The organism is Vibrio sp. G-C-1, from assembly GCF_021728015.1.
GTDB lineage: Bacteria > Pseudomonadota > Gammaproteobacteria > Enterobacterales > Vibrionaceae > Vibrio > Vibrio splendidus.
On record NZ_JAKKCR010000005.1, the window covers coordinates 283809 to 296812 of the forward strand.

The 13004-nt window shown below is 45.1% G+C and carries 12 protein-coding genes; 8 read left to right on the forward strand and 4 right to left on the reverse strand.

Annotation, left to right across the window (positions count from 1 at the left end):
• Nucleotides 1-142 precede the first annotated feature (142 nt).
• The 4 genes from galE (at nucleotide 143) to galM (ending at nucleotide 5114) form a co-directional block, all read left to right on the forward strand.
• On the forward strand, nucleotides 143-1162 hold the full coding sequence (gene galE / locus L3V36_RS10225; RefSeq protein WP_208775242.1) for a UDP-glucose 4-epimerase GalE: 1020 nt from the start codon (nucleotides 143-145) through the stop codon (nucleotides 1160-1162).
• A 227-nt stretch (nucleotides 1163-1389) separates the two neighbouring features.
• Nucleotides 1390-2442, forward strand: coding sequence for a UDP-glucose--hexose-1-phosphate uridylyltransferase (locus tag L3V36_RS10230; protein ID WP_052878877.1), 1053 nt, complete (start codon nucleotides 1390-1392; stop codon nucleotides 2440-2442).
• A 320-nt stretch (nucleotides 2443-2762) separates the two neighbouring features.
• Nucleotides 2763-3923 carry a galactokinase gene (gene galK / locus L3V36_RS10235; protein WP_208775244.1) on the forward strand — a complete coding sequence of 387 codons (1161 nt, stop codon included), beginning with the start codon at nucleotides 2763-2765 and terminating at the stop codon, nucleotides 3921-3923.
• A 111-nt stretch (nucleotides 3924-4034) separates the two neighbouring features.
• Complete coding sequence (galM, locus tag L3V36_RS10240; protein ID WP_208775245.1) at nucleotides 4035-5114, forward strand: galactose-1-epimerase; 1080 nt, start codon at nucleotides 4035-4037, stop codon at nucleotides 5112-5114.
• A 219-nt stretch (nucleotides 5115-5333) separates the two neighbouring features.
• Here galM and L3V36_RS10245 read toward each other — a convergent pair whose 3' ends face one another.
• Nucleotides 5334-6332 (reverse strand): substrate-binding domain-containing protein, encoded by a 999-nt coding sequence (locus tag L3V36_RS10245; RefSeq protein ID WP_017080052.1) that lies wholly within the window; start codon nucleotides 6330-6332, stop codon nucleotides 5334-5336.
• A 197-nt stretch (nucleotides 6333-6529) separates the two neighbouring features.
• Here L3V36_RS10245 and L3V36_RS10250 point away from each other — a divergent pair, with 197 nt between their 5' ends.
• A complete protein-coding gene (locus tag L3V36_RS10250) occupies nucleotides 6530-6862 on the forward strand; it encodes a tRNA-binding protein (RefSeq protein WP_004734420.1) in 333 nt (110 codons plus the stop codon).
• A 131-nt stretch (nucleotides 6863-6993) separates the two neighbouring features.
• On the opposite strand, the gene L3V36_RS10255 is transcribed toward L3V36_RS10250, so the two are convergent.
• Nucleotides 6994-7548 carry a gamma-glutamylcyclotransferase family protein gene (locus tag L3V36_RS10255; protein ID WP_102495364.1) on the reverse strand — a complete coding sequence of 185 codons (555 nt, stop codon included), beginning with the start codon at nucleotides 7546-7548 and terminating at the stop codon, nucleotides 6994-6996.
• A 308-nt stretch (nucleotides 7549-7856) separates the two neighbouring features.
• Here L3V36_RS10255 and L3V36_RS10260 point away from each other — a divergent pair, with 308 nt between their 5' ends.
• Nucleotides 7857-9041 (forward strand): NnrS family protein, encoded by a 1185-nt coding sequence (locus L3V36_RS10260; protein WP_102447361.1) that lies wholly within the window; start codon nucleotides 7857-7859, stop codon nucleotides 9039-9041.
• 91 nt (nucleotides 9042-9132) lie between these two features.
• Here the strand turns inward: L3V36_RS10260 and L3V36_RS10265 are convergent, their stop codons facing one another.
• Complete coding sequence (locus L3V36_RS10265) at nucleotides 9133-10143, reverse strand: adenosine deaminase (RefSeq protein ID WP_208775247.1); 1011 nt, start codon at nucleotides 10141-10143, stop codon at nucleotides 9133-9135.
• A 354-nt stretch (nucleotides 10144-10497) separates the two neighbouring features.
• Here L3V36_RS10265 and L3V36_RS10270 point away from each other — a divergent pair, with 354 nt between their 5' ends.
• Nucleotides 10498-10815: a DUF3622 domain-containing protein gene (locus tag L3V36_RS10270; RefSeq protein ID WP_004734416.1), complete on the forward strand. Its 318-nt coding sequence runs from the start codon at nucleotides 10498-10500 to the stop codon at nucleotides 10813-10815.
• Between the two features lie 193 nt (nucleotides 10816-11008).
• Here the strand turns inward: L3V36_RS10270 and L3V36_RS10275 are convergent, their stop codons facing one another.
• Entirely contained in the window at nucleotides 11009-12055 is a 1047-nt protein-coding gene (locus tag L3V36_RS10275; RefSeq protein WP_004734415.1) for a succinylglutamate desuccinylase/aspartoacylase family protein, read from the reverse strand.
• A gap of 271 nt (nucleotides 12056-12326) precedes the next feature.
• Here L3V36_RS10275 and L3V36_RS10280 point away from each other — a divergent pair, with 271 nt between their 5' ends.
• Nucleotides 12327-12866, forward strand: coding sequence for a DUF3332 family protein (locus tag L3V36_RS10280; protein WP_004734414.1), 540 nt, complete (start codon nucleotides 12327-12329; stop codon nucleotides 12864-12866).
• The last annotated feature ends 138 nt before the right edge of the window (nucleotides 12867-13004 follow it).

Below are 13004 nucleotides of genomic sequence, written 5' to 3' on the forward strand. Positions count from 1 at the left end.
GAGTTAGTGTAAACGTTTACACTTCGTGGTTTTGATCACAGAATTATAGTCAAAATGGCTGCTACTATTTCTGGCATACGGTGCTACTGAGCTGAATGTCAGTTCGAGTTAGTCCAATAATGACGACAAAGAGAGGTTGATTGTGAAAGTACTGGTTACGGGCGGCATGGGTTACATCGGAAGTCATACATGTATTCAAATGATACAGGCGGGTATGGAGCCAATCATTGTTGATAACCTTTGCAACAGCAAAGAGCTAGTACTGGAGCGAATCGAATCATTGACCGGTAAGCGACCAACTTTTTATCTTGGCGACATTCGTGATCAATCTTTTCTAGATAGCGTTTTTTCAGAAAACGATATCCAAGCTGTGATTCACTTTGCTGGCCTGAAAGCGGTTGGGGAGTCGGTGTCCAAGCCTTTGGAGTACTACGATAACAACGTCAATGGATCATTAGTGTTAGCTCGCAGCATGAAGAAAGTGGGTGTGAAGAGCATTGTATTTAGCTCTTCGGCTACCGTTTACGGTGATCCAGAAGTGGTGCCAATTACTGAAAGCTCTCCAACGGGTGCAACAACTAATCCTTATGGTCGCAGTAAGTACATGGTCGAAGAATGTTTGAGTGATTTGTTCAACGCCGAAAACGACTGGAGCGTGACGTTACTGCGCTACTTTAACCCAGTTGGCGCCCATCCATCGGGCACTATGGGTGAAGACCCACAAGGTATCCCAAACAATCTGATGCCGTTTATTGCTCAAGTAGCGGTAGGTCGTCGCGACAAATTGGCTGTTTTTGGAAACGATTACCCAACAGTCGATGGCACAGGCGTTCGCGACTATATTCATGTTATGGATTTAGCGGACGGACACGTAGCCGCATTGAAAGCGGTTGGCGAGAAGGCGGGTTTACACATTTACAACCTAGGCACGGGCAAAGGCTCAAGCGTACTCGAGATGGTTGAAGCCTTCGCACAAGCATCGGGTAAGCCAGTTCCTTATGAACTTTGCCCACGCCGCGCTGGTGATATTGCTGAATGTTGGGCAAGCACTGAAAAAGCAGAGCGCGAACTTGGCTGGAAGGCGACGCGTAGCGTGATGGAGATGACAGCGGATACGTGGAATTGGCAGTCGAATAACCCACAAGGCTATTCCCCTTCGTAATTGAAGCCGCAGCGTTGTTAGCTGCAACTCCAATTTCTTTGGAGAATACAGATGAAGAGAGATTCCAGATATCTCGTCCCTCGATTCTGGAATGACGAATTTTAAAACTACGATTTCTGAACGTCATTCCCTACAGCGAGGAACGAGCGTGATAGGGAATCTCCTTGTAGAAGAATTATTCATCTTGGTTAATTGACCAAGACACAAAATTTGAGAGCAATCTAAACATGTCAAAAGTTGAATTTAACCCAGTAGACCATCCGCACCGTCGTTATAACCCATTAACGGGTCAGTGGATCTTGGTATCACCGCACCGAGCAAAGCGTCCTTGGAGTGGCCAAGATGAAAAACCATCGACTGCGCAGCTTCCTGCGTATGAGAAAGAGTGTTTCTTGTGCCCAACCAATACGCGTATTTCGGGCGATGAAAACCCAGATTACGACGGCACTTATGTATTCAGTAATGATTTCGCGGCGTTGATGCCTGACTCACCTGATGCTCCAGAGTCTGATAACCCTCTATTCAAGACTCAAGGTGTACGTGGGTTGAGCCGCGTGATCTGTTTTTCTCCAGACCACAGCAAAACGCTGCCGGAGCTTCCGGTAAACAAGATCCGTGGTGTTATCGATACCTGGAATGAACAGATTGAAGAGCTAGGTAAAGACTACCTGTGGGTTCAAGCGTTTGAAAACAAAGGTGAGACCATGGGCTGCTCTCAGCCACACCCACACGGTCAAATCTGGGCAAACAGCTTTTTACCCAACGAAATTGAACGCAAAGAGAAACTGTTAAAAGAGTACTTCGAACAACAAGGTTCTAATCTTTTAGTGGATTACGTTGAAGCTGAAATGAAAGACGGCTCTCGTACTGTGGTTGAAACCGAACATTGGATTGCTGTGGTGCCTTACTGGGCAGCGTGGCCATTTGAAACCATGTTGCTGCCAAAAACACACATCCGCCGTATGAGTGAACTGACTGACGAGCAGCGTGATGATTTAGCGCTTGCGATTAAGAAGCTGACGAGCCGTTACGACAACTTGTTCCAATGCTCATTCCCTTACTCAATGGGCTGGCACTATGCGCCGTTCTTCGAAGAAGGTACTGACATCGACCATTGGCAGCTACATGCGTTGTTCTACCCGCCACTGTTGCGCAGTGCTTCGGTTCGTAAATTCATGGTCGGCTACGAAATGTTGGCTGAGTCTCAGCGTGATTTAACCGCAGAACAAGCGGCGCAGCGTCTTCGTGATTTGAGTGACGTTCACTACAAAGAACAGTAATCGCCTGTTTCGTTGATAGTAAAACTAATCGATAACTCGGTTACTAAATAAAAGCGAGATTCCAGATTTCTCGTTCCTCGATTATGGAATGACGGCAGGTGAAAGGCCTATAAGTTAGGAGCTTAGGAGCTTAGGAGCTTAAGAGCTTAAGTTTTTAGGAGCTTAGGAGCTTAAGGTTTTAGAAGCTTAGAAGCTTAGAAGCTGATGTTGTCATTCCCTACCGTGAGAGACGAACGCGGTAGGGAATCTAAAAGAATTAAAGTGGTGCCGTGAAGGGGCCATAACCAATTGAACAAAGAGTTTAACCAGAGAATTTACTTATGTCTGACCTAATCCAAAACGTGAAAGCATCTTTTGAGCAAGTCCTTGGTTACCAAGCGACTCATATTATTCAAGCGCCAGGTCGTGTGAACCTGATTGGCGAGCACACTGACTACAACGATGGTTTTGTTCTACCGTGTGCCATTAACTACCAAACGGTAGTGGCAGCGGCTAAGCGTGACGACAACATCGTGCGCGTAGTATCAGTGGACTACGGAAATGCAGTAGATGAGTTCGATTTAACTCAAGAGATCACATTCCAACAAGAGAAGATGTGGGCTAACTACATTCGTGGTGTAGTGAAGTGCTTAAAAGGTCGTGGTTTTGAATTTACAGGTGCAGACATCTCTGTAACGGGCAACGTTCCTCAAGGTGCAGGTTTAAGTTCTTCTGCGGCACTGGAAGTGGTCATCGGTCAGACATTCAAGGTGCTTTACAACCTAGAGATCAGCCAAGCTGAAGTTGCATTGAATGGTCAGCAAGCCGAAAATGAATTTGTAGGCTGTAACTGCGGCATCATGGACCAAATGATATCAGCTGAAGGTCGTGCAAATCATGCGATGCTTTTGGATTGTCGTAGCCTAGAGACTCAAGCGGTTTCTATGCCAGAAGATATGGCTGTGGTTATCATCAACTCGAACAAGAAACGCGGCTTGGTCGACAGCGAATACAATACGCGTCGTGAACAGTGTGAAGAAGCGGCGCGCATCTTTGGTGTTCCTGCACTTCGTGATGTGACTATTGAACAGTTCAAAGCGAAAGAGTCTGAGTTGGATGAAATGGTCGCGAAACGTGCCCGTCACGTGATCACTGAAAATGACCGTGCCGTTGAAGCGGCTCAAGCTCTGCGTACTCATGACATGAAACGCATGGGCGAATTGATGGCTGAATCACATGCGTCAATGCGTGATGATTTTGAAATAACAGTCAAAGAAGTCGACACCTTAGTTGAGCTGGTAAAACACGTGATCGGTGACCAAGGTGGCGTGCGTATGACTGGCGGTGGTTTCGGTGGTTGTATTGTGGCATTGGTTCCACCTGCATTGGTTGATGAAATTAAAACAACCGTTGAGCAGAAATATAAAGCGGCGACGGGTCTAAAAGAATCTATTTATGTGTGCCAAGCGAAAGACGGAGCAGGCTTAGTTGAAGTAATCTAACGGCTTCGAGACTTAATATAGAGCTTACCAAGTAAAAAGATCATGGTAGGCCAAATGCTAAAGCCTTTATTTCAGGTAGAGGCTTTTTACTGGCACTAGAAGGAATTTAGAATGACACAAGAGCAAAACCTGCATCAATCCATGACACAAACTCCAGCCTATGATGGCCAACCCGTTCAGTTAGTGACGCTATCAAATACGTGTTGCATGGAAGTGACATTCATGGACATTGGTGCAACATGGTTGAGCTGTATCCTGCCAGTAAAGGGAAATAAAAGAGAGGTTTTGTTGGGTGTTAACTCAATGGAGAACTTCGATAAACAAGCCAGCTATATGGGCACAACCGTTGGTCGTTATGCTAACCGCATAGCCAATGGTCGTTTCAAAATTGATGGTCAAAACTACAAGCTGGAAACCAACCAAGCGGGCAATACTTTACATGGTGGTCCGAACGGTTTTGATAAACGTCGTTGGAATATTGCCGAGCAAACCGAAACGTCAGTGATGTTTACTCTTGAGTCTGCTGATGGCGACCAAGGGTTTCCGGGGAATTTGAATGTGTCGGTGCGTTATGACATTACCGAAGACAATCGAGTTTCCATTCATTACTCTGCGACCACAGACAAGCCAACCGTGGTCAACTTAACGAATCATGCGTACTTCAACCTACTTGGTGCAGAAGCCGGGCACGATTGTTTGTCACACATTGTGAGCATCAACGCCAATCAGTTCTTACCGACCAACTCGGTAGGTATTCCACTAGGCAATCTTAAATCGGTGAAATCGACTAGCTTCGACTTCAATCAGCCTATGATGATCTCAGAGCGTTTGTTGGGTGATGAACAGCAGAAAGCAGCAAAGGGTTACGACCACTCTTTCTTATTGGCTGACGGCTGTAAGCGCACTCAATGCGCCGCTACCGTAACGTCACCGGATGCGCTCGTCACACTAAAAGTATTTTCAACTAAACCTGCGATGCAGCTATACACCGGAAACTGGCTTGGTGGTACACCAAACCGAAGTGGTGGCAGCTATGAAGATTACGCTGGTTTGGCGTTAGAAACCCAGTTCTTACCTGACTCTCCTAACCACCCAGAGTGGAAGCAGGACAGTTGTATTCTCAAGCCTGAACAAGAATATAACTACCGTACCTGTTACCAGTTTGAATTTTCGGGGGATTCTTCAAACTAGTACGCTCTAGCTCAAAACGGTTATGCCAATTGCTTTTGTTTGTGAATAGAACGATGTGAGTTATCGCGTTGTTCTTAGGGGATGAGCAAAAGTGGCGCTCAACAAGAGTGCGGTTTATTAAGCGCGATTGTTGGGTATCCGAGTAAGGTAGGAAAGCCCTAACAGAAGCGATTCTGTTAGGGCTTTTTTTTGTTTGTTGTTTGGTGAGTTGACCAGAACTTAGATTTTCTCTACCGAATTACGGCGCACCAAAGTCGGAGAGAACATCATTGGCTCCGTTGAGGTGTTTTCACCTTTGGCTAAGTGCAACGCGAGTCGTGTCGCTTTCTCTGCCATCATCTGAATCGGGTAGCGAATGGTGGTTAGCTTTGGATGAACATAGCGTGCAATCAAGCCATCATCGAAACCGATGATCGACATTTTGTCCGGCGCTTGAATACCGTTTTCATCTAGGACAGACAAAGCACCTGCCGCCATGTAATCGTTGTACGCAACAATGCCTGTGATCGGCAGAGACTTGGTTAATAGGTTAGTCATCGCGTATTCACCCCCTTCACTGGTGGGAGCTGAGTACTCAATATAGCTGTCAGATAACGCTATTTTGTAATCCGAGAGTGCTGACAAGTAACCTTGTACACGCTCATCGGCATCTTCAATGCTGTGCGATGAAGCGATACAGGCAATATTTTTATGACCATGACGGATCAGATATTCAGTCGCAAGATACGCGCCTTTCTTGTTGTCCAAGAAAATACAACGGTTGGCAATCTCAGCAATATAGCGATTGATCAGCACTAAGCCTTTTACTTCTTTTGCATAGGCAATCAGTTCTTCGTCTGTCAGGCCTTTTGAATGGATCACTAAGGCGTCGCAACGGCTATTGATCAGTAACTCAATCGCTTGTCTTTCTTCTTCACGATCGTGTGAGCCATTACCGACGAGGATATGCTTTCCGTTCTCACGAGCGACATTATCGACAGCCTTAACCAGCGTGCCAAAAAAAGGATCGGAGATATCACCAACCAACACACCGACGGTATTGGTGCTCTGGCTTACCAGCGCGCGAGCATTGGCATTCGGGCGATAGCCGAGTTTAGACATCGCTTTGGTGACGGATTCAATTGAGTTCGCACTTGCCTTCGGAGACTTATTCACGACTCGAGATACGGTTGCAACAGAAACACCAGCTTCTCTTGCGACATCTTTAATTGTTGCCATTTTTAACCTCTATACATTGCTGCATCTATTTAACACCGACAATGAGTGCAAGGCAACGAAACTCTCATTTTACTTCCAGTAATGAGATCTTTACCGCTTGTAATTATTAGGCTTAATGCTAGTGTAAACATTTACATTTTACTTAATTTTAGTAAATGATTTAATGAGTGAAAATAAATCAATATAGGAAGTGAGAAATGGATACTGTCTCTTATGGTGACTTTGCTAAGTTAGAAATGCGTGTCGGTAAGATCATTGAAGTTGTGCGTCATGAAAACGCAGATAAGCTTTACATCGTGCAAGTGGATATCGGTGAGAAGACGCTACAAACGGTGACCAGCCTAGTGCCTTACTACACCGAAGAAGAGTTGATGGGTAAGCAGGTTGTTGTTTTGTGTAATCTAGCGAAGGCGAAGATGAGAGGCCACACTTCTGAGTGCATGTTGTTATGTGCCGAAACGGAAGATGAATCTGAAAGTGTATTGCTGACACCGGAACGTGCGATGCCTGCAGGTATTCGTGTCGTTTAAGATCGTTTTAGGTTGGAGAGCGATCGAGCTCACCAACCTAGATTAACTGGCGATTTAGATTAATTAACGATGTACATCCGTTACCAACGTATATTCATTAGCAACGTATATCCATTAATAACGTACATCAACTAGCTGCGAACAGTCAGTATCAAGCCATCAATCACACTGTGGTGGTGATCTGAAACCCCAGCAAGATTGCCGTATTTAGGCTGGTGGCGATCATTTTCTAATGGGTGATGCCAACCTTGTGTGTGTTGAACAAAGTGCGCCGCAAAGCTTTCAGACACTTCTAAACATCCAGCTAAGACCGTATCGACATAGGTTTGAACGATAGGGCTGTTTTCGCAAGGTGCTTGAATCTCGTCTTTGATGTAAACCCAGATCGCTTGATCCTGTTTAAACTTATTTTGGCTTTCTATCTGAGAGGCCTTTAATTCGATTCGGTGATAACCACGCTCACGGCGATCAAACTCAGTCAGCGCAATATCATCCACTTCAAGTAAAACTCCATTCACTTGTCCCTCACCGAGATTGACGATCAAAGGTGACAAAACATAGCTGTCATCGATCTTACTCCAATGACGAACTAGGCCATGCACTATCGCAGGAATCGCTTGTCCTGTTTGACCTGTGAGTTGACGAGAAGAGGAGTTGATCAAGCTACCATAACCAAAAATATACATCGCGTTCCCTGTCTGTTCTTTTGTATTTGAGACTAGTCTTACTATATGTTTGGCTTCATCAAATGTCAGTAGTTTTTTACTTTGCACACTTATGAGTCTAAATGACTTTTATGGGGTGTGTTTAATTGACACTTTTTTGAAGCCTAAAGACTCCTTGTTGCTTGTTTTTATTGGCTTTATACCTTTGGCGCGTTTCATGCATTACGTTAGGTCATATTGCAGTGATGATTACTGCATCATGAATTTGACTATGAAATAGCAATTCCCAGAAGCCACTCTTGGCTTGTTATCTGAAATAAGGAATGAGTTTGTTAAATATCACAGATAAAAGTGTAGAAGATGCGATTCCTGCATATCTTCGATTAGGTTTTAGACCTTTCTTCTTTTTAGGCAGTCTCTATGCTGTGATCGCGATTGTCGCTTGGGTCATCATGTTCCAAAACGGTCAGCCAGAAATGCTAAAAGTACCGGCGCTTTGGTGGCACGTACATGAAATGCTATTTGGCTTTGCCATGGCGATTGTGGTCGGTTTTGTGTTAACTGCGGTGCAAACGTGGACGGGCGTCAATGGAACCAAACACTATCGATTAGCGGTACTGGTTGGTTTGTGGTTAGCACCTCGTATTCTGTTTTGGACCCCCGCACCGTTATGGCTGATCTCATCGGTTGAGGCGTTGTTCTTAATCTTCGCCGCTTACGAAATTGGTTTCCGAGTTGTTAAATCGAAAGGCTGGAAGAATCTATTCTTTGTGCCGCTGTTTATATTGGCTATCGTGGCGAACTTTGCTAGTTACGCAACCATTAAGGGGATGCCTCCATTCCCGTCGTCTGCAGTTTGGCAAGCGATGTTGTGGTGGTTTACCTTGCTGCTATCAGTGATGGGTGGGCGAGTTATTCCGTTCTTCACGGCACGTCGCTTCGATTTTGAAAAAGCACAACCACTGGTTTGGTTAGAATGGTTAGCGAATCTACCTTTGGTTGGCTTATTTGTATTGAGCTTCTTCCCATTGACCTTTGCTCAAGTCGGCAATGAGTTGATGGTATTTGCAGGTGTGACTCAGTTGGTGCGCTTTATCCGCTGGAAGCCTTGGACTACGTTATCTGAACCCTTGGTGTGGTCGCTGCATGCGGCTTACCTATGCATCCCTTTAAGCTTGCTGCTACGTGGTTTATTAGACAACCCGTTCGCGAGCCACAACATGCTGCACTTGTTTGCGATTGGCGGTTTGAGTGGGTTAATTCTTGCGATGATTACGCGTGTGACAATGGGGCACACGGGTCGTGCAATCTATAAAGGGCCAAGTATGGCGTTAGCGTTCTCGGCTATTTTTATCGCGGCTTTGGTTCGCAGCGTAGGTGTGACTTTCTTCCCTGCGTATTTATTTGAGATGGTGAACATCAGCGCGGGTTTATGGACGTTAGCATTCGGGTTGTTTATCTGGAAGTTCGGCATGATGCTTTTAACGCCAAGAGTGGATGGTCACCCAGGCTAAGCCTATTGATTTTCGAACCCATTTTGAAAGGGAAGCACTGAGCTTCCCTTTTTTGATCGCAGCAAAGCTCCATTCTCAAAGATCCATTCTCTTAGTGAGTATTCTCGGCAAGATATTGGCGCACTTGTGCAATGAGACCTTCTTTGGCGTGAGGCGAGATGAAACTCGCTTCGACAGCATTAATACTGAATTGCGCTAATTCGTTTTTCGTCAGTGGATGAGCATTGGTGACGGCGAGGAAGTTATCATTCATATAGCCGCCGAAGTAAGCCGGATCATCGGAATTGATGGTGACGCACAGCCCTTTTCTCAGCAACTCGACGATATTGTGTTCTTGCATGGTGTCGAAGACCTTTAGCTTGGTATTCGATAGCGGGCATACGGTCAGCGGTGTGCGTTTAGCGATTAGCTGTTCCATCAAGTCTTCATCTTCTACACAGCGAACGCCATGATCAATACGGGTGATGCCTAATAAGCTCAGTGCGTCACTAATATTTTGCGCAGGGCCTTCCTCTCCGGCGTGCGCGACGGTCAGGAACCCTTGGTTGATCGCCTCTTGGAACACATGCTTAAACTTCTCCGGCGGGTTTCCTTCTTCCGACGAATCCAGCCCGACGGCAATGATCTTATCTTTGTAGGGAAGGGCTTGTTTGAGTGTTTCAAAAGCGCTGTCTTCATCAAGATGGCGCAGAAAGCACATGATCAGCTGGCTGCTGATCCCTAGTTCTTGCTCGGCTTGATTCAAAGCTTGAGTAATCCCATTTATGATGACTTCAAAGGCAATGCCACGTTCGGTGTGAGTTTGAGGGTCAAAAAAGATCTCAGTATGAACCACATTATCTTGTTGGCACTTGAGTAGATAAGCCCAAGTCAGGTCATAGAAATCCTGTTCATGAATCAGTACGTTAGCGCCTTGATAATAGATATCGAGAAAAGACTGAAGGTTGTGGAATTGGTACGCGTCTCTTACTTGGTCTGGGCTATCAAAGGGAATCGACACGTTATTGCGCTTGGCCAGTTGGAACATCAGCTCAGGTTCTAGCGTGCCTTCAATATGTAAATGCAGCTCAACCTTGGGTAAATGTTTGATGAAGCTATCCATAGCAACTCCTTAGCTATTTTAATTATGGGCGGAGTAGGCGAGACAGTAGAGTCTGTAAACCTGAACCTGCAGGTTATCTCTTTCATTTATCTCTGTTTGAGCATAGTTCATTTCATTGTTGTCGATAAAACTGCACAGAAGTTGATGATGAATCGAGAGTTACGAACCCATTGAAATCCGGCGCAAACGATTTGCAGCATGGGAGTGTGATCCGCTGCAAATATTTGCAGCAATATTCATTGATTTGTGCTCTAATACCGCGCTTACCAAGGGATGGTGTTAAAAGATGCTCACTTAGATGGAGTTATCAAAGTGACCGATCCCTTAATGATCTCCCTTAGGAAAAAATAGAACATGTCTAAGAACAAAAAATTTGATATCCGCCTTACAGAAAAACGCAACGGTTGGTGTGCAGAGATTACTCGTCAAGTAACGTCTCGCAGCACAACAGTATCTAAGCGTGAGTCTGGTTTCGAAACTGAAGCTCTAGCACAAGAGTGGGCAGAGAAAGAGCTAGCATCTTTCATCTCAAACCAAGCTGAACGTAACGAGCGTAAATCAGAGCAGCGTAAAGAGCGTGACGAACTACGTCACACTAAAGAGCTTAAAGCTGAGCAAGCACGTGAAGCACGCGCAAAAGCTCGTGAAGAAGAGCAAGAAGACGCTGAGTAATCCAGTGCACAATTAATTTACAGGTCCCTTAATTTTAAGATAAGGGACAAGTAAAAAAAGCCCCGATATAGCTTTTCTCTTTCTAGTTAAAAGTTTATCGGGGCTTTTTCATTTGTGGCGTATTAGTCTGGATCACGTAACCACTCATGGCTGGTGGCTAAGTATCTGATTCACTAATTACCCGAATTCGGTCCTAGTTGTTTAGCGCTGTCAGCCAATCGTCTTCCGCGACTTCTTCAATGTAACTCTCTACAGACTGTCCCACTTCATCATCATCTTGCTTGAAGTAAGCAATGTGGAATACTGCGTCACCTTCGTTTACCAACGGTAGAGTTTGTTGACCAATCACGATACCGCCTTTAGTGGTGATTACTTGGCCTTCTTGGTGACCCAATGGAGAACTGATGTAAGCCAGGGTTTGTCCTGCTTCAACTTGTTCGCCAAGCCTTACCATATTACGCAAAATGCCGTCTGATTCAGCGCGGATCCAACTGGTCGATTTACTCAATACTGGCTCTGGTAACTTCTTACGGTTAGGGCGTAGCATACCGATTTCTTTCATCACTTGATGTACGCCAAGGTAACCCGCACGAATCGCTAGGTGATCAAAACGCAGCGCTTCACCACCTTCGTAAGTTAATACAGGAATACCTAGCTTTTCCGCTTCGCTGCGCAATGAACCATCACGCAGTGGAGAATCTATGATCACGGGTGTTGCGAACGCTTTTGCGATGCGCAGTGTTTCAGGGTTCGACAGGTTTGCACGGATCTGTGGCAAGTTAGTACGGTGAATCGCACCCGTGTGAAGATCCAGAATGTAATCACAGTGCTTCGCTACGTTCTCAAAGAAGGTGTGAGCGATGCGTGATGTCAGTGATCCTTTCTCACTTCCAGGGAAGCAACGGTTCAGGTCACGACGGTCTGGTAGGTAACGAGACTTATGGATAAAACCAAATACGTTAACGATAGGCACAACAAGTAGTGTTCCTTTCAGTTTTTTTGGATCAATCGCATTGGTCAGTTGTCGTGCAATCTCAACACCGTTTAGTTCATCTCCGTGGATCGCCGCGTTTACCATCAGTGTTGGGCCCGCTTGGCGACCATGAATAATTTCAATCGGGATTGAAAGTGGAGAATGCGTGTAAAGCTGAGCCGCTTGCAGTTCAATCTCCATTCTCTGTCCTGGCTGAACAGTATAACCAAGTAATTCGAAGGGTTGATTAGGTTTTAGTCTTGCCATTTAGGTTGTTCTCAACATGGTGATAATTCGTTAACACGGAATGTATCAATCGTTGATTTTTAGTACGAATCAATCGCTTTACGGTGACGACAAAACTTTTTTATGGAGGCGTTTCTTAATTGGTTTCTGTTTTTGATTTGGCTAGTTAGAAGGGGTTTAGAATTGTGAATTTCCTGACAATACATTGATTTAACGCTGATATTTATTGTTCGGTTGGTTGGTATTATCCATCGCCATTTTTTGGCGGCCAAATTCAAATATCGAGATTAAAATGAAAAAAACAATTTCAAAAGTTGTAGCACTAGCAGTGGTATCTGTTGCTCTATCTGGCTGTGTGGGTAGTAATGCAGTAACCGGTTATCTAATGAAGTTTAACGTGAAGGCTGTTGATAACCGTTACGCTCGTGGTGGTTTGAACATACTACTTGCACCTGCGTATGGTCTAACGGTTGCTGCCGATTACCTAGTATTCAACTCACTAGAGTTCTGGACGGGTAGCAACCCATTAACAGGTGCTCCGCACATCTTTGATACTAAGACTGATACTTACCTTGATATCAACGATCAGCTTGATAAGTCACTGACTGAGGCGCCAGTAGGCCCGATCACGAGTGCCGATATGATTGAGAAAGGTCAAATGCAGCAGATCGACGAAAACACTATCCAAATGGACATCACTTACCAATCTGGTGAGCGTGCGACGTTAATCGGTGTTCGTGAAGGCGAGATGGTGACGTACTTCATCGACGGCGAAGTAGTGGCACAAACTTCAATTGATGAGCTAGAAAGCTACGCGGCTTCACGCGCTTAATTATTTATTTAGTCACAAGTAGCAGTGACAAAGATTAGATACAAAAACAGGTACTCATTGAGTACCTGTTTTATTTTGTTCTTAATAAACGGTGTTTACTGAAAAGTGCTATTTATTGAAGAGCCCATTTCTTGGAAA